General features: G+C 59.5%; 13 protein-coding genes and 4 tRNA genes. 10 read left to right on the forward strand and 7 right to left on the reverse strand.

Features of this window, described 5'->3' with window-relative positions; translation table 11 throughout:
- Nucleotides 1-88: 88 nt before the first annotated feature.
- Together ATI02_RS03125 and ATI02_RS03130 are read right to left on the reverse strand one after the other, a co-directional pair.
- Entirely contained in the window at nt 89-3,559 is a 3,471-nt protein-coding gene (locus ATI02_RS03125) for a hybrid sensor histidine kinase/response regulator (RefSeq protein ID WP_100845396.1), read from the reverse strand.
- Between the two features lie 222 nt (nt 3,560-3,781).
- Nucleotides 3,782-4,324, reverse strand: a complete 543-nt coding sequence (locus ATI02_RS03130) for a TetR/AcrR family transcriptional regulator (protein ID WP_100845397.1) — start codon at nt 4,322-4,324, stop codon at nt 3,782-3,784.
- 91 nt (nt 4,325-4,415) lie between these two features.
- Between ATI02_RS03130 and ATI02_RS03135 the strand changes: the two genes are divergently transcribed.
- From ATI02_RS03135 to ATI02_RS03150, 4 genes are all read left to right on the forward strand, one after another.
- Nucleotides 4,416-5,603, forward strand: a complete 1,188-nt coding sequence (locus ATI02_RS03135; RefSeq protein ID WP_100845398.1) for an MFS transporter — start codon at nt 4,416-4,418, stop codon at nt 5,601-5,603.
- Nucleotides 5,604-5,655: 52 nt separating this feature from the next.
- Complete coding sequence (locus ATI02_RS03140) at nt 5,656-5,967, forward strand: cupin domain-containing protein (RefSeq protein ID WP_100845399.1); 312 nt, start codon at nt 5,656-5,658, stop codon at nt 5,965-5,967.
- A 105-nt stretch (nt 5,968-6,072) separates the two neighbouring features.
- Nucleotides 6,073-7,224, forward strand: a complete 1,152-nt coding sequence (locus tag ATI02_RS03145) for a TDT family transporter (protein ID WP_100848420.1) — start codon at nt 6,073-6,075, stop codon at nt 7,222-7,224.
- 97 nt (nt 7,225-7,321) lie between these two features.
- Nucleotides 7,322-9,196: an MFS transporter gene (locus ATI02_RS03150; RefSeq protein ID WP_100845400.1), complete on the forward strand. Its 1,875-nt coding sequence runs from the start codon at nt 7,322-7,324 to the stop codon at nt 9,194-9,196.
- A gap of 113 nt (nt 9,197-9,309) precedes the next feature.
- Here ATI02_RS03150 and sugE read toward each other — a convergent pair whose 3' ends face one another.
- From sugE to rdgC, 3 genes are all read right to left on the reverse strand, one after another.
- On the reverse strand, nt 9,310-9,624 hold the full coding sequence (gene sugE, locus ATI02_RS03155; protein ID WP_095191834.1) for a quaternary ammonium compound efflux SMR transporter SugE: 315 nt from the start codon (nt 9,622-9,624) through the stop codon (nt 9,310-9,312).
- Nucleotides 9,625-9,742: 118 nt separating this feature from the next.
- Nucleotides 9,743-10,708 carry a bile acid:sodium symporter family protein gene (locus ATI02_RS03160; protein WP_100845401.1) on the reverse strand — a complete coding sequence of 322 codons (966 nt, stop codon included), beginning with the start codon at nt 10,706-10,708 and terminating at the stop codon, nt 9,743-9,745.
- 147 nt (nt 10,709-10,855) lie between these two features.
- Nucleotides 10,856-11,776, reverse strand: coding sequence for a recombination-associated protein RdgC (gene rdgC / locus ATI02_RS03165; protein WP_095191836.1), 921 nt, complete (start codon nt 11,774-11,776; stop codon nt 10,856-10,858).
- A gap of 159 nt (nt 11,777-11,935) precedes the next feature.
- Between rdgC and ATI02_RS03170 the strand changes: the two genes are divergently transcribed.
- The 4 genes from ATI02_RS03170 to ATI02_RS03185 all read left to right on the forward strand — a co-directional run bounded on the left by ATI02_RS03170 (nt 11,936) and on the right by ATI02_RS03185 (nt 12,469).
- Nucleotides 11,936-12,011: transfer RNA gene (locus tag ATI02_RS03170), tRNA-Val, on the forward strand.
- 19 nt (nt 12,012-12,030) lie between these two features.
- Nucleotides 12,031-12,107: transfer RNA gene (locus ATI02_RS03175), tRNA-Asp, on the forward strand.
- 190 nt (nt 12,108-12,297) lie between these two features.
- Nucleotides 12,298-12,373, forward strand: a tRNA-Val gene (locus tag ATI02_RS03180).
- Between the two features lie 19 nt (nt 12,374-12,392).
- Nucleotides 12,393-12,469 (forward strand) — tRNA-Asp (locus tag ATI02_RS03185).
- Nucleotides 12,470-12,651: 182 nt separating this feature from the next.
- Here the strand turns inward: ATI02_RS03185 and ATI02_RS03190 are convergent.
- Nucleotides 12,652-13,785 carry a catalase family protein gene (locus tag ATI02_RS03190; protein ID WP_100848421.1) on the reverse strand — a complete coding sequence of 378 codons (1,134 nt, stop codon included), beginning with the start codon at nt 13,783-13,785 and terminating at the stop codon, nt 12,652-12,654.
- A 26-nt stretch (nt 13,786-13,811) separates the two neighbouring features.
- Nucleotides 13,812-15,620 (reverse strand): di-heme-cytochrome C peroxidase, encoded by a 1,809-nt coding sequence (locus ATI02_RS03195; protein ID WP_100845402.1) that lies wholly within the window; start codon nt 15,618-15,620, stop codon nt 13,812-13,814.
- 270 nt (nt 15,621-15,890) lie between these two features.
- Here ATI02_RS03195 and bamJ point away from each other — a divergent pair, with 270 nt between their 5' ends.
- Together bamJ and ATI02_RS03205 are read left to right on the forward strand one after the other, a co-directional pair.
- Nucleotides 15,891-16,610, forward strand: coding sequence for a BamJ family beta-barrel-assembly machinery protein (gene bamJ, locus ATI02_RS03200; RefSeq protein WP_100845403.1), 720 nt, complete (start codon nt 15,891-15,893; stop codon nt 16,608-16,610).
- Between the two features lie 300 nt (nt 16,611-16,910).
- Nucleotides 16,911-17,366, forward strand: a complete 456-nt coding sequence (locus tag ATI02_RS03205; RefSeq protein ID WP_095191956.1) for a YkvA family protein — start codon at nt 16,911-16,913, stop codon at nt 17,364-17,366.
- The last annotated feature ends 45 nt before the right edge of the window (nt 17,367-17,411 follow it).

Consider the following 17,411-nt stretch of genomic DNA (forward strand, 5'->3'; position numbering starts at 1 on the left):
GCTTGGCGAGCAAGCCCGCTCCCACATTGGAATGCATTTCAAACGGTGGGAGCGGGCTTGCTCGCGAAGGCGTCAGTGAAGTCACCACCTACAACGGCACATACCGACTCAATAACGCCCGCAACGCCGCCGGTTTCACCGGTTTGGCCAGATAATCCAGCCCCGCCGCATGCACCTGCGCCACCGTCTCCGGTCGCCCATCCGCGCTGATCACCACCCCCGGCACCGGCTCGCCCAACGTCGTGCGCAACCACGCCATCAACTCAGTCCCGGTGTCGCCGTGATCGAGGTGGTAGTCCACCAATGCGAGTTGTGGCCGCACGCCATCCTTAAGTAACGCCGCACATTCCTCACGATTGCGCGCCGTCCACACCTGACAGCCCCAGCGGCTTAACAGGCTGTTCATGCCGATCAGAATGCTGTCTTCGTTATCGATACACAGCACCCGTGCGCCATTCGGTAACTGGCCATTCATTTCGACAGCGGCGCTCGCCGGCAGGGTTTGTGTGCGCGCCAGCGGCACACTGACGCTGAACACACTGCCGCGCCCCGGCCACGAGCGCACACGCAATGTATGGCCGAGCACGCGACATAAACCATCAGCGATCGCCAAGCCCAGGCCCAGGCCTTTTTCAGCGCGGGTCTGATGGCTGTCGAGGCGTTTGAATTCTTCGAAAATCACCTGCTGCTTGTCTTCCGGAATACCCGGCCCGCGATCCCACACCTCCAGACACAATTCCCCGTCGCGTCGACGCACACCCAGCAGTACCGGGCCTTTGGCGTAGCGGAAAGCGTTGGTCAGGAAGTTCTGCAGAATCCGCCGCAGCAATTTGATATCGCTGTCGATGCGCAAGTGGCTGCCACGCACGCGGAAGCTCAAGCCTTGTTCGTGAGCCAGTGCCTTGAACTCGGCACCGAGTGTATCGAACAGTTCATTGAGCGCGAATGGCTTGCGATCCGGGTTGATCTTGCCGTTTTCCAGACGGGAAATATCCAGCAGATCGCTGATCAAGTCCTCCGCCGAGCGCAACGAACTGTCGAGGTGCTGCACCAGTTTTTGCGCCTCGCTGCTCAAGCCGTCGTCCTGATGAGAGAGAGCGGCGGAGAACAGGCGTGCGGCGTTCAACGGCTGCATCAAGTCATGGCTGACTGCCGCGAGAAAGCGGGTTTTCGACTGGTTGGCGGCCTCGGCGGTGCCCTTGGCTTCGGTCAACGCGACGTTGAGCTGCGAGAGTTCTTGAGTCCGCTCGCTGACCCGTTGTTCCAGTCCCTCGTTGGCCTCGGTCAGCGCCTGTTCGGCTTCGCGGAACGCAGTAATGTCGGTGAAACTCATGACGAAACCGCCGCCGGGCATCGGGTTGCCGATCAGCTCGATCACCCGGCCGTTGGGGAATAGTCGTTCGGAAGTGTGCGCGCGACCCTGGCGCATCCAGTGCAGGCGCCGGGCGACGTGGACTTCCGCTTCGCCGGGGCCACACAAGCCGCGTTCGGCGTTGTAGCGAATGATGTCGGCAATCGGTCGGCCGACGCTGATCAGGCCGTCCGGGTAGTTGAACAGCTCCAGATAGCGGCGGTTCCACGCCACCAGCTTCAGCGACTGGTCGACCACGCTGATGCCCTGGGTAATGTTTTCGATGGCGCCTTGCAACAGCGCGCGGTTGAACTGCAAGACTTCCGAGGCTTCGTCGGCGATGCGGACGACGTCTTCCAGTTGCATTTCCCGACCTTCGATGGCGGCTTTTACTACCGCTCGCGTCGACGATGCGCCAAGCACACCGGCCAGCAGGCGTTCGGTGTGGGCGATCCACTCACCGTCGGCGTTCTGATTCGGGTTGAAGCCTTTGCCTTGGCGGTAGGCGAAACGGATAAAGCTCTGCCGCGCGCGTTCTTCACCGACAAAGCGTGCCGCCAGTTGCAGCAAATCGTCGATCTGTACCGCCAGCATCGAGCGCGCACTCGGGCGGGCGCTGATTTCCTGACCGATGAAGCGCCCGGCCTGCCAGTGCTCCGACACCCGCGTGCGGGACAGCACCGAGACCCAGGCGAACAAGGTGAAATTGCCTGCCAGCGACAGCACCACGCCCTGGGTCAGCGGTGTGATCGGCAGGTTCAGCGGGTTGCTGTGCAGCCAGGCGAGGCCGGGGAAGGTGTCCAGCGACCAGCCGAGGCTGCGTGCGGCAATCGGCAGGATCAGCGTGTAAAACCACAGAAACGTCCCGGCGGCGAGGCCGGCAAACACACCGCGCCGGTTTGCCTGTTTCCAGTACAGCGCGCCGAGCATGGCCGGGGCCAGTTGCGTCACCGCGGCGAAGGCAATCTGACCGATGGTCGCCAGGCTCGCGGTGGAGCCAAGCAAGCGATAGGCGACGTATGCCAGCAACAGAATGACCACGATGCTAACCCGGCGCACCGACAGCATCCACTGGCGGAACACTTCGAACGGGCGCTCGGCGTTGTTGCGTCGCAGCAGCCACGGCAACAGCATGTCGTTGGAGACCATGGTCGACAACGCCACGCTGGCGACGATGACCATGCCGGTCGCCGCCGATGCGCCGCCAATAAACGCCAGCATCGCCAGCGCCGGATGGGCCTGGGCCAGTGGCAGGCTGATCACGAACGAGTCCGGCAATACGTCGCTGGGCAGCAGCATCTGACCGGCCAGGGCGATCGGGACTACAAACAGCGCGGCCAACGCGAGGTAGGCGGGGAACACCCATTTGGCCAGGCGCAGATCCTGCGGATCGATGTTCTCGACCACTGTGACGTGGAACTGCCGGGGCAGGCAGATGATCGCCATCATCGCCACACCGGTCTGCACCACCATCGAAGGCCAGTTAATCGTTTCCTTCCAGTATTCCTCCAGGCGCGGGGCGAGCATCGCCTGATTGAACAGATCGTCGAAGCCGTCATACAGGCCATAGGTGACGAAGGCGCCGACGGCGAGAAACGCGAACAGCTTGACCAGTGACTCAAACGCGATCGCCAGCACCATGCCGCGGTGGTGCTCCGTGGCGTCGAGGTTGCGCGTACCGAAGACGATGGTGAACAGCGCCAGTACCAGCGACACAATCAGCGCGGTGTCCTGGGCGCGGGTGCCCATGGCGTCGGCACCGGCGCCGATCAACAGGTTCACGCCGAGGACAATACCTTTGAGTTGCAGGGCAATGTAGGGCAGGACGCCGACCAGACAAATCAGCGCCACGACCACCGCCAGCGATTGCGATTTGCCGTAGCGTGCGGCGATAAAGTCAGCGATGGAGGTGATGTTCTCCTGCTTGCTGATCATCACCATTTTTTGCAGGACCCACGGCGCGCCAACCAACAGCAGGATCGGTCCGAGGTAAATCGGCAGGAATGACCACAACTGTTCGGCGGCCTGGCCGACCGCGCCGAAAAACGTCCAACTGGTGCAATAAACCGCCAGCGACAGGCTGTACACCCAGGCACGCACTCGCGGCGGCAGCGGCGCACTGCGACGGTCGCCGTAGAAGGCGATGGCGAACATGATGGCCATATAGGCCAGGGCGACGACGGCGATCAGCCCGGTGGACAATGGCATGCAACACTCCCGACAGAAGACTCCCCGGCACTCCTGCCCGGGCGGACAGTCTCGCATGAGTGTGGCGCTTAGTCAGTGTCGACCAAGGTCGTGGCGTGGCGGGGTGTCGCAGGAATGGAACCGGGTGGTTTTTATGGTGACTGGGCGGGCCTCTTCGCGAGCAAGCCCGCTCCCACAGGGGAATGCATTTCAAATGTGGGAGCGGGCTTGCTCGCGAAGGCGTCAGTCCGGCTGCAACGCGATATCAATCAACCTGTGCAATTCCTCCACTTCAAGCGCCGCCGCTGAAAACAGAATGCGGAACACCACCGGCGCCACCATCAGATTGATCAGATGATCAACGCTCGGCGCGATCTCATCAGGATGCCGCTCGATGATCGTCTGCAACTGCGCCCCGATAATCGTCACGCAATACCCCGGCGTCGCACTCGCCTGCACGTCGCGCATCATGTTGCGCCCCGGCTCCGAGCTCATCTCGTCCAGATACTGCTCGGCCCACGCGCGGATATCGCTGCGCAGACTGCCGGTTTCTGTCGGCTCGCTATCAGGGCGCATGCGGGCGAGGGCGACGTCGGCCAGCAAGGCTGCCAGATCACCCCAGCGTCGATAGATCGTCGACGGCGTCACCCCGGCGCGCGCCGCGATTTGCGGCACGGTCACGGTCGAACGCTCCTGTTCTTGCAGCAGCGCTTGAACTGCCGAATGAATCGACTCTTGCACCCGGGCACTGCGACCGCCCGGGCGTAAACCTTCTTTAATAGCCATGCGGCAGACCTTAACACAAAGAATTTGCTTTAAGCGTTGGGCGGTAGCACACTCCGCAAAAGCAAAAAATTAGCTTTTGCGGAGTGTGCACATGAATAGCCCTGTTTCACATCGTTCGAATCTGTGGTTTCTGGCGATCACCTTACTGAGTTTTCTCGCCGCTTCCACTGCGCCGACGCCGTTGTACCACCTGTATCAGGATCAACTGCACTTCTCGGCAGCGGTGCTGACCCTGATTTTCGGGGTCTACGCCCTGAGCCTGCTGGTGGCGCTACTGACGGTCGGTTCGCTCTCGGATCATTTGGGACGCAAACCAGTGATCTTCACCGCCGTTGTGCTCAACGCGCTGGCGATGTTGCTGTTTATCTATGCCGACAGCGTCAGCTGGCTGATCAGTGCGCGGGTGCTGCAAGGCTTCGCCACTGGCATGGCCACCGCCGTTTTAAGCGCCACGTTGGTGGACACCGATCGCCAGCAAGGGCCGTTGATCAACAGTGTTGCGCCGTTGCTGGGCATGGCGCTGGGTGGCATGGGCTGCGGGTTGCTGGCGGAATTTGCCCCGGCGCCGTTGCAACTGACTTACTGGCTGCTGCTGGCACTGTTTGTGGTGCAGGCGTTATACGTCTGGCACCTGCCGGAAAGCGTTACGCCGCAAGCTGGAGCGTGGGCGTCGTTGCGGCCGACTTTGCATGTGCCGGTTCAGGCGCGTGCAACGTTGTGGCGAGTGCTGCCGCTGAACACCGCAACCTGGGCGCTCGGCGGTTTCTATGCCTCCCTGGCGCCATCGCTGGTGCGTACCGCCACCGGTTCCACCTCCAACCTGATCGGCGGCGCGACCGTGGCGGCATTGACTGTGACCGGTGCGCTGATGATCTTCACCCTGCGCAATCGTCCCGCCACCCGCGCCTTGCAGTTGGGCGCAAGCTTGCTGCCGAGCGGTCTGCTGCTGATTCTGCTGGGTGTACACAGCGCCAGTCTGTCGTTGTTTTTCCTCGGCACACTCGTGGCCGGATGTGGCTTCGGCTCGGGGTTCCTCGGTGCGGTGCGCAGTCTGGTGCCGCTGGCCTTGCCTCATGAGCGGGCCGGGTTGATGTCGGCGTTTTATGTGCTGAGTTATCTGGCGTTTTGCTTGCCGGCGTTATTGGCAGGGCATTTCACCCACAGCCTGGGATTGCTGGCCACGACTGACGTGTACGGCGGGGTGTTAATCGTCTTGGCGGTGGCAGCGCTGTTGCTCAGCCTGCGACCTCAACCGGCCAAGGTGTGCAGCGCTCCATAACCACAGCCGTTTCGGTTAGCCTTGGCCAGTCATTCTTCTCACGGATCGATTCATGAAGATTATTCGCAGCAAGTCGTTCACCGCCGATCGTGCCTGGGGCGCACTCGATATCGCCAACATGAACGGCATCACCACGCGTCTGCACTGGACCGATCAGCCGTATAAATGGCACGTCAACGATGGCGAGGAGGTGTTCGTGGTGCTCGATGGGCAGGTGCAGATGCGCTATCGCGAAAACGGCGAAGAAAAGCAGGTGCAGCTCGACGTTGGCGACATCTTTTACGCCTCGGTCGGCACCGAGCACGTCGCCCATCCACAGGGCGCGGCGCGGATTCTGGTGATCGAGAGCGAAGGCAGCGTTTGATTGCTTATTGGTAAAACAGATAACAGTTAGAGAAATTACCCGTTATATAGATATTCGATTCGGATCTACCATGGACTCAACCTCACCAGAGGAGAGGACGCCATGATGACTTGCCCCAACAGCGCCAAACCCGGCATCAAGCCGCTCAGCCAACTTCATCACCCGCGTGAAGTGATCCGCCAATTCACCCCGAACTGGTTCGCCGCAACCATGGGTACCGGGGTGCTGGCCTTGGCGCTGGCGAATTTGCCAGTGGCGATTCCCGGTTTACACGCTGTGGCTGAAGGGCTGTGGCTCTTCAACATTCTGTTGTTCACGCTGTTTACTGCTGCCTACGCCGCCCGCTGGATTCTGTTCTTCGACGAGGCGCGACGGATTTTCGGCCATTCGACTGTGTCGATGTTCTTCGGCACCATCCCCATGGGCCTGGCGACGATCATCAACGGCTTTCTGCTGTTCGGTCTGCCGCGTTGGGGCGATGGCGTCATCCCGCTCGCCGAAGTGCTGTGGTGGCTCGATGTGGCGATGTCGTTGGCTTGCGGCGTGTTGATTCCCTACATGATGTTTACCCGTCAGGAACACAGCATCGACCAAATGACCGCTGTTTGGCTGTTGCCCGTGGTGGCTGCAGAAGTGGCGGCGGCCAGTGGCGGGCTGCTCGCACCGCACCTGAGCGATGCCCACTCGCAACTGGTGGTGCTGACCACAAGCTACGTGCTCTGGGCATTTTCCCTACCGGTCGCGTTCAGCATTCTGACGATCCTGTTGCTGCGCATGGCCCTGCACAAACTGCCTCACGAAAACATGGCCGCGTCGAGTTGGCTGGCTCTCGGTCCAATCGGCACCGGTGCGTTGGGCATGTTGCTGCTGGGCGCTGATGCCCCGGCGATCTTTGCTGCCAACGGCTTGCCGGGCATTGGCGAAATTGCTGCGGGGATTGGGCTGGTGGCGGGGATTACGCTGTGGGGTTTCGGTCTGTGGTGGATGCTGATGGCGTTGCTGATCACCGTGCGTTATCTGCGTGACGGCATTCCGTTCAACCTTGGCTGGTGGGGTTTTACCTTCCCGTTGGGCGTTTATTCGCTGGCAACGCTAAAACTTGCCAGCACCTTAAACCTCGGATTTTTCAGTGTGGTCGGCTGCGTGCTGGTGGCGTTGCTGGCGGTGATGTGGCTGATTGTGGGCAAACGGACGGTGCAAGGTGCGTGGCGTGGCGAACTGTTTGTCTCGCCCTGCATTGCAGGTTTGAAGAAATAACCTGAAAAAGTTAGGTAAGGTGTGGCCTGGATCGCGGTTCGAGATTCCAATAACAAGTATCCAGGCCTCCCTCTACAACAACAGGTACACCCGGAAGATGAGCCACCCCTCACAGTTCAACCTGCTCCGTACCCGGCGCTTTTTGCCGTTCTTTATTACGCAGTCGCTGGGCGCGTTCAACGACAACGTGTTCAAGCAGTCGCTGATCCTCGCCATTCTGTATCGGCTGACCATCGAGGGCGACCGCTCGATCTGGGTCAACCTGTGCGCGCTGCTGTTTATCCTGCCGTTCTTCCTGTTCTCGGCGCTGGCCGGGCAGTTCGGCGAGAAATTCGCCAAGGACGCGCTGATCCGTCTGATCAAACTCGGGGAAATCGCGATCATGGCGGTGGGGGCGGTCGGCTTCCTCTTCGATCACCTGTCGCTGATGCTGGTGGCGCTGTTCGCCATGGGCACCCACTCGGCGCTGTTCGGGCCGGTGAAATATTCGATCCTGCCCCAGGCCTTGCGTGAGGAAGAGTTGGTCGGTGGCAACGGGCTGGTGGAGATGGGGACGTTTCTGGCGATTCTCGCCGGCACCATCGGCGCCGGGATCATGATGTCATCGGCGCACTATGCGCCCGTTGTCTCCGTTGCCATCGTCGGCATCGCCGTACTGGGTTATCTGGCCAGTCGCAGCATCCCTCGCGCGGCGGCCTCGTCGCCGGAAATGCGCCTGAACTGGAATATCTTCAGCCAGTCGTGGGCCACCCTGAAACTCGGGCTCGGCCAGACCCCTGCGGTGTCGCGCTCGATTGTCGGCAACTCGTGGTTCTGGTTTGTCGGGGCGATTTATCTGACGCAGATTCCGGCGTATGCCAAGGAGTGGATGCACGGTGACGAAACCGTGGTCACCCTGATTCTCACGGTGTTCTCGGTGGGTATTGCGCTGGGTTCAATGCTTTGCGAGAAGCTTTCCGGGCGCAAAGTCGAGATCGGTCTGGTGCCGTTTGGCTCGTTCGGTCTGACCGTATTCGGCCTGCTGCTGTGGTGGCATTCCGGTGGAATTCCCGACAGCGTTACCGGCCACAGCTGGATTGAAGTGCTGAGTTTCGGCCACACTTGGGCAGTGCTGGTCGACATCCTCGGCCTCGGCATTTTCGGCGGCTTCTACATCGTGCCGCTGTACGCATTGATCCAGTCGCGCACGGCCGAACACGAGCGAGCGCGGGTGATTGCCGCCAACAACATTCTCAACGCACTGTTTATGGTGGTCTCGGCCATCGTTTCGATCGTGTTGCTGAGCGTGGTCAAACTGTCGATCCCGCAGCTGTTTTTGGTGGTGTCGCTGCTGAACATCGGCGTCAACGCCTACATTTTCAAAATCGTTCCCGAGTTCAGCATGCGCTTCATGATCTGGCTGCTCAGCCATTCCATGTACCGCGTCGAGCATCGCAACCTTGAAGCGATCCCGGATGAGGGTGCGGCTTTGCTGGTGTGCAACCACGTGTCGTTTGTCGATGCCTTGCTGATTGGTGGCGCGGTGCGTCGGCCGATTCGCTTTGTCATGTACTACAAGATCTACAACTTGCCGGTACTGAACTTTATCTTCCGCACGGCGGGGACAATTCCGATTGCCGGACGCAACGAAGACATCCAGATCTACGAAAAAGCCTTCACCCGCATCGCTCAATATCTGAAGGACGGTGAGTTGGTGTGCATCTTCCCGGAAGGCAAGTTGACGGCGGATGGCGAGATCAACGAGTTCAAGGGGGGATTGACGCGGATACTGGAGGAGACACCGGTGCCGGTGATTCCGTTGGCGTTGCAAGGGTTGTGGGGGAGTTTTTTCAGTCGCGATCCGAACAAGGGCGTGTTTCGCCGGTTGTGGTCGCGGGTGACGTTGGTGGCGGGTTCGGCTATTGCGGTCGAAGGCGCGGAGCCGGCGAAGTTGCAGGGGTTGGTGGGGGAGTTGCGCGGGACAGTCAGATAGTCGGTGATTTTAGGGCCTCTTCGCGAGCAAGCCCGCTCCCACAGTTGACCGTATTCCAATGAAGGAGCGCGGTTGAATGTGGGAGCGAGCCTGCTCGCGAAAGTGGTAGTGGCCTAAGCGCTGACCTTGAGGCCAATCAAACCAGTGATGATCAACGCCACGCTGGCCAGCCGAATCAACGCCATCGACTCACCAAACAGAATGATCCCGGCAATCACCGTGCCCACGGCACCCACGCCCGTCCAGATTGCATAGGCGGTGCCCAGCGGCAATTCCTTCATCGCAAGGCCCAGCAGGCCAAGGCTGATGGCCATCGCCGCAATGGTCAGTGCGGTCGGGAGTGGACGGCTGAAACCGTCGGTGTATTTCAGGCCGACGGCCCAGCCGACTTCGAACAGGCCGGCGAAAAACAGAATGATCCAGGACATGACAAACCTCCATCGATTGACGGGGTCGTCCCCAGATTAAAAACTCGATTGAGCCGCAGGGTCGTCCCCGCGTTGCGCGATAGAGTGCCGCGCATTAATCCGGGGATCAAGTTCCCGATCAGTCGGCGGCCCGTTGAGCCAGCGTCTGTTCATCTTCTTTCTCGCTCATCCGCCGGAAGTAAGTAGATAGCAGCGCCCCGGAGATGTTGTGCCAAACGCTGAACAGCGCGCTCGGCACCGCCGCCAGTGGCGAGAAGTGCGCACTGGCCAGCGCGGCGCCCAACCCTGAGTTCTGCATGCCGACTTCCAGGGCCAGCGACTTGCGCTGCGCCAATGGCAACTTGAACAGCCGTCCGGTGAAGTAACCCAGCAAGTAGCCGAAGCTGTTGTGCAGCATCACCACGGCCATGATCAGCAGGCCGGATTCGGCGATTTTCGCCTGACTGGCGGCGACCACTGCAGTAACGATGATCACGATGCTGACCACCGATACCAGTGGCAACACATCCACCGCGTGACGCACCTTGTCACCGAGCAGGCGTTGCGCGACCACGCCAAGGATGATTGGCAGCAGCACCACTTGCAGGATCGACCAGAACAATTCCATGAATGATACCGGCAGCCATGCCGAAGCCAGCAGCCAGATCAGCGCCGGGGTCAGCAATGGGGCGAGGAGGGTGGTGACGGCGGCGATGGCCACCGACAGTGCCAGATCGCCGCGCGCCAGCCAGGTCATCACGTTGGACGAGGTGCCGCTTGGGCAGCAGCCGACCAGAATCACCCCGACGGCGATTTCCGGCGGTAGGTGAAACACCTGGCAAAGCAACCACGCCACACCGGGCATGATCACGAAATGTGCGATCACGCCCAGCGCCACACGCCACGGATGGCGGGCAACAGCAGCGAAATCGTCGAGTTTGAGGGTCAGGCCCATGCCGAACATGACCAGCCCGAGCAGCGGCACGATCGCGCCTTTGAGACCGAGGAACCACGCCGGTTGCAGGAACGCGACAACGGCGAAGATCAGAACCCAGTAAGCGAAGGTATTGCCGACAAAGCGGCTGAGTGCAGCCAGTGCGCGCATGGCTTGTTCCTTATTATTAAATGAACACCACAAACCAAATGTGGGAGCGGGCTTGCTCGCGAAGGCGTCGGGTCAGCCAATATTTATTTGAATGACACACCGCTTTCGCGAGCAAGCCCGCTCCCACCGTTTGAACTCCGTTGGGCTCTAGATCCCCTGCGGCGTCTCTTCACCACCCAGCGCTTCAACCAGCGCCGGCAGGAAGTCGCCGAAGGTCAGCATCATCAGCGTGAAGCTTGCGTCCAATTGACCCAGTGCCTCATCGCCACCGTCCTGTTCCGCCTGATCCTGCAGCAGGTCTTCGAACTTCAGGCGTTTGACGGTCATCTTGTCGTCGAGCATGAACGACAACTTGTCCTGCCAGGCCAGCGACAACTGGGTAACGACTTTGCCCGTGCTCAGGTGCAGCTGGATTTCTTCGCTGGTCAGGTCCTGACGTTTGCAGCGCACGATGCCGCCGTCTTCGTGGGTGTCGCGCAGTTCGCACTCGTCCAGCACATAGAAGTCATCAGCGGCTTTCTGGGTGGTGACCCAATCGGTCATGACCGCCGTCGGTGCCATTTTCACGGTCAGCGGACGAACGGGCAGGGTGCCGATCACTTCGCGCAAAGTGGAGAGCAAGTCTTCGGCACGTTTAGGGCTGGCCGAGTTGACCAGGATCAGGCCTTTCTTGGGCGCGATGGCGGCGAAGGTCGACGAGCGACGGATAAAGGCGCGCGGCAGGAACGCCTGGATGATTTCATCCTTGATCTGGTCGCGTTCTTTCTTATAGACCTTGCGCATCTGCTCGGCTTCGATCTCTTCGACCTTTTCCTTGACCGCGTCGCGCACGACGCTGCCCGGCAGAATGCGTTCTTCTTTACGTGCAGAGATCAGCAGGAAGTCACCGCTGACGTGCACCAGTGGAGCATCTTCGCCTTTGCCGAACGGCGCGACGAAACCGTAGGTGGTCAACTCCTGGCTTGCACATGGACGCGCCAGTTTGGTGGCCAGTGCAGTTTCCAGCGCCTCGGCATCGACAGGCAGGTCTTGGGTCAGGCGATAGATAAGCAGGTTTTTGAACCACATGGGGTGAGTCTCTCCTTTATACAAAGGGGGGCATTATTGTCTTCGCCGTGGCATAGGCCAACCCTTCTCTAAGCCTTTGGAAGGCCTGAGAAAATTATTTAAAAAAGTGCTTGCCAGAGGTGGGGTCGCTCCGTAGAATGCGCGCCACACCGAAGCGAAGGGTGATTAGCTCAGCTGGGAGAGCGTCTGCCTTACAAGCAGAATGTCGGCGGTTCGATCCCGTCATCACCCACCATTCGTTTCAAGTGTTTAGCGCAGCGGTAGTTCAGTCGGTTAGAATACCGGCCTGTCACGCCGGGGGTCGCGGGTTCGAGTCCCGTCCGCTGCGCCATATTCGGTAACCTGGACCACTGAACGCCAGGTCACCACGGAAAAACCCGCCAAGGCGGGTTTTTTTCTGCTCCAAGGTTGTACCCGCGGGATGTGTCGTTTTACCGGTTTTCGGATTTATTTGAAAAAACTTCAATTAAATCAACACTTTACGAAAACTTGTGGCATAATGCGTCCCGTAACGAAGCGAAGGGTGATTAGCTCAGCTGGGAGAGCGTCTGCCTTACAAGCAGAATGTCGGCGGTTCGATCCCGTCATCACCCACCATTCGTTTCAAGCGTTTCGCGCAGCGGTAGTTCAGTCGGTTAGAATACCGGCCTGTCACGCCGGGGGTCGCGGGTTCGAGTCCCGTCCGCTGCGCCATATTCGGTCATCTGGAACACTGAACGCCAGATCACAACAGAAAGCCCGCCTAGTGCGGGCTTTCTGCTGTCTGCGATTTGAGAAAGTCACCTGAACCCCTGTAGGAGCTGCGGCACGCTGCGATCTTTTGATCTTGCTTTCTTAAGATCAAAAGATCGCAGCCTCGTTGCACTCGACAGCTCCTACAGGGCATTCCGGCTGTGCCGATAATCGCTCACCGCTTCATACACGGCCTTGCGCAGTCGATTGATCCCGCCAATCGGCCGATGCGCCTCAATACCAAACCACGGATTGAACGACAGGTTGTCGCACGCCAGATTCAACGCCGGCGTATCAAAGTCCTGCGGCGGCAGAGTGATCCGCGCCACGGTTTCAAACGGTGAATCCTGCTCGCGCCATTCGATGCTGGTGTCTTCAATCGGCATGTACTTGTGCGCATCCTGGCGCTGAATCTGCAGAACAAAACACGCCGGCACCCGATCTGTAGAGAGTTGCTGATTCAACGCGCTGCGTAAAAAGTTCGGCAAATCGTGGTTCTGTCCGGGCAAAACGTAAGCCGGGCAATTGTCCGGATCGGGCGTCACCCGAAACTTCGCATTGGCTTCGCCGAACTTGTACGGCGATACCGAAAAGTAAGTCGTCCCCGTCGGACTGTCCGGTGGCGGCGACAGTGTCGCCAGCGCGATGAATAAATGCCGGATCTGCCAACTGCGCGGATCCCAGCCCGGAAAAAACGCCAGGATCTTTTTGCCTTCAGCCTGCGCCGCCACATTCTGACGATACTCGGCGACATCGCTGACAAAGAAGTTCGGATGGCTGAACATCACGAAGTCTTGCTCGTGCCGGCCCTGGCGGTCACCCAGCAAAGGTTTGCCGGGTACATCGAGCAATTTGATCGCCATCCCGCGGGCATCGCGAATGGCGTCGAATTGCGGATAGGCATTCCCATTGGACAGGCGAATCATCGCCTGCCAGGTTTTACCCGGCTCGCTGAATACGCCTTGCCTCAATGACTGCGCCAGTTGCGGCAGCACTTGCACCTCTGCCTTTACACACCCGTGCGCCTTGGCGTGTGCGTCACGCAAGTACCGCGTGCTTTCGCGGTGTTGATCGACGATCCGCACAGCGGTCTGGATCACGTCCTGGGTCATGGCCGACTCGCCGGGCGGAATCAGCTCCAGGGCCGAAACCGGGCCGCGTTGCTGCCAGGCGAACCACGCCGTGGCGATGGCCCAGCCGAGCAGGCCGATAGCGAGCAGAATCAGCAAGGTTTTGCCCAGCAAGCGACCCAGCCACAACCAGAGTCGGGCCAGCATCGGCAATTCTTTCTTGAAGGTCGAGATCATGGCAATTGCGCCTCCAGTGGGCCGCCGAGGACTTTCAGGTATTCGAGTAACGCCCAACGTTCCTCCGGCTGTAACAGCCGCCCGATGACACCATTGCCGCGTTCGCCTGCACGGAATTCGTGGCCGCTGTTGTGGTTACCGGTGATCCGCGTGTCGAACAGGAAACCGTTGCTAAAGGCTTCAGTGCGATAGCCCAGATGTCTTGGGTCGTATTCGAACGTGCCTTTATAGAAGGTGGTGACGCGTTCATCTTGCGGTGACAGCAACTGATAAATGCTTGGCACCGAGCCGTTGTGCAGAAACGGCGGGGTAGCCCAGACACCGGCCAATGGGCGCGCCTTGTAGGCGACTTTTTCGCGCACGCCGATGGGCAGACCGAAACCGTCGAGTTCGGGTTTCTCCTCAGGCGTGACCTTCGCCTCACGATAGGCGCGGTTTTCCACAAATGCGGTGACGTAAGCCAAACCCTTGGCCACAGACAACTGGCTCAGATCCAGCGGTTCTTTGGGGGACGGGTGGAGTTTTACGTCCATTTTTTCCAGTTCTTTCAAATCCCATTGCAGGGCCGTCAGGTCGAAGCGGTGGGTGGCGATGTTGTTGGCGGCGTTCGGGTCGGTACCGATGACGTCTACCGGCAACATGTGCAGATGCTGCACCCAGCGTTCGCCTTCCTGAGTCTTGCGGGGGACGTGGCAGCCAGCGCAGTTTTCGGCAAACAGTGCGCGACCCCTGGCTGCCAGCGGCTTGTCGACGGCGCCCAACAGATCTTCGGGCCAGGCGGGCGGTTGCAGGCGTTGCAGGGTTTGTTCGATGTTGTGCAAGTCGCGCACGCGGACGCTGGACGCGTAGCGATCATCGCCTTGCAGCGGTTGGCCATTGGCGTCGAAGAAATTCAGGGTGGCGCCGACACCCAGCGCTTCACCGATGTTGCGCGCCATGGGCTGTTGCGCCGAACCGTTCCACTGCACCCAATCGAACGTCCACATGTCCCATAGTTGCGGGTAGTCCACCGGGGCATTGGCCACACGATAGTTGGCGGGGGAAATGGCATCGCCGAACGTTGCGTTGGCAATTCGCCCGAACGCATCGGCGCGGCCCGGGCCTTCCTCGGTGGGGTAGAGGCCGCGGTGGGTGTCGTTCCATGCCACTTTCAGAAAAGTGTCCAGCGAGGCTTTGAAATCCTTGCGCAGTTGCTCGTGACGCGCTTCGTAGCCATCACTCAACACGGCGCGCGCGAAGCGTTCGAATTTCCACGGGTTGTAGTAAGTCGAGGTCAGACTTGCGACCAATGCTTGTCCGAAACTGCCACCACGTAACGTAGGAACGCTAGAAGGCAAAACATGCTGCGCCGTACCGCCGTCGATGCGCACAGCCTGGCCTTTGAAACGTAATTCACCGGTGTGGCAAGCCGCGCAAGTTATGTCGAGATATTGCTCGGTGTCGCCCGGTTTCTGGTGTCGCGCAAAGCCGACCGGCAAGTTGCCGGGATTGTTCGGCGTGGGTTTGCGCTGCGGATCAATCAGAAAGCCAAAGCGTGCGAGGTATTCGGGAGAGGCGAAACGTTGTTGCGAAAAGGGCAACTCCAGCGCCTGGAACCATTCATAGCGCAGCCCCTTGACTTGCGTGCCTTGAGGGGTGAAGTAATAGGTCTGCCGTTCCTCCTCCGTCCACTGATTCAGGTAATGTACCTGCTGGGCGGGGTTATAAAGCGGCAGTCTGGGGTTGGCAACGTAGTACAAAACCACTGCGAGGACGAGTCCCGGCAGCGCGAAGATCACAGTCAGCACACGGAATAAGAGGCGCAAGATAAACGTCCTTGTCGAATTGTTGTGCTGTTATGCCTGAGCCTGGTCCTATGCGGCAAGTGGCCATTACGCCAGAAGTCGTGGGGACTTGAGTCGGCCGTTGTCGGATGAAGATGACAGAAGCTTCATCGTCCCTTCGCCTGAATGCGTTTTAATCCCTGAACTTATCGAAAGATTGTGGCTCTCATGCCGGTAGCCATTGGTCGTGACGGCCTGATAAGCTCGCGGCTTTACTCGATTGCCCTTTCGGCGCATGAACAAGGAAATAGCATGAAACAGCATCGGTTGGCGGCGGCGGTTGCCCTGGTAAGCCTGGTCCTCGCGGGTTGTGATTCGCAGACCAGCGTAGAGCTGAAAACCCCGGCGCAAAAAGCTTCCTACGGTATCGGCCTGAACATGGGCAAGAGCCTGGCTCAGGAAGGCATGGATGATCTGGACTCCAAAGCGGTAGCCCAGGGCATCGAAGATGCCGTCGGCAAGAAAGAACAGAAGCTGAAAGATGAAGATCTGGTCGAAGCCTTCGCCGCGCTGCAAAAGCGTGCTGAAGAGCGTATGGCCAAGATGAGCGAAGAGTCGGCATCCGCCGGCAAGAAATTCCTCGAAGAAAACGGCAAGAAGGCCGGTGTAACGACCACTGCTTCGGGCCTGCAGTACGAAGTGGTCAAGAAGGCCGACGGCCCACAGCCTAAACCGACTGACGTAGTGACTGTTCACTACACCGGCAAGCTGACCAATGGCACCGTATTCGACAGCTCCGTCGAGCGCGGCAGCCCGATCGATCTGCCAGTCAGCGGCGTGATCCCGGGTTGGGTTGAAGGTCTGCAACTGATGCACGTTGGCGAGAAGTACAAACTGTACATCCCTAGCGATCTGGCTTACGGCGCACAATCGCCAAGCCCGGCAATCCCGGCCAACTCGGTTCTGGTTTTCGACCTGGAACTGCTGGCCATCAAGGATCCTGCCAAAGAAGACGCCGCTGCTGCCAAGTAACAGGCACCGGTAACCGCTTCGACAACAACGCCTCGCTAATGCGGGGCGTTGTTGCATCTGGACGAAGGCAAGCGTAAACAGAGCGAACCGATGCCAGTCACGGTAGTCATAGCCTTTGAGGCTGCCCGCACTAGACGCACTGAGCCGCCAAGTCAATGAAATATTGGGGTTTTTTATGTGAGTAAAAAACGCCCGATCTGAGCGCAGCCCTTATGAAACGGGGCTCTCAGCGCTGAAATGCAGCTCTGTTCACAAGGTTATCCACAATTTGTGTGGATAACATTTCAACGGGAGGAATAGATGAAAGCTCCGTGGAATTTCGCTCGATTCCTGCCTCTGGCGGGTCGCCTGTTGGCCCGTGGTCGCCTGCCGACGTTACTGTTTGCCGTGGCCAGTAAAGGCGCTGCGCAAGGCAATCGCCTGGGCAAGCTCAAAGATGATCTGCGTCTGCTCCAGGCGTTGTGCCTGGCTTACTGGCGCGGCGAGTATCGCGCGATCAGTGGCAAAGCGCTGATCTCGGTGGTCGCGGGGTTGATGTATTTCCTCAGCCCGGTGGATGCGATACCGGACTTTATCCCGGTATTTGGAATGCTTGACGACATTGCCGTGCTCGCCTGGCTGATGAAAACCCTCGACGATGAACTCAGTGCCTTCCGGATCTGGCGCAACCGTCAGCAACCGGAAAAACTGGCAGTTGTCGAGCGCTTGCCCGATACCCCTGAACAACTTCAGCTGCAGGGCCCGAAAAAGCCCTGATTCAGCCAGCCTGCCTGCAGATAGATAGCCCCCGCGACCTTAGCC

It is taken from the genome of Pseudomonas baetica (assembly GCF_002813455.1).
GTDB classification, from domain to species: domain Bacteria; phylum Pseudomonadota; class Gammaproteobacteria; order Pseudomonadales; family Pseudomonadaceae; genus Aquipseudomonas; species Aquipseudomonas baetica.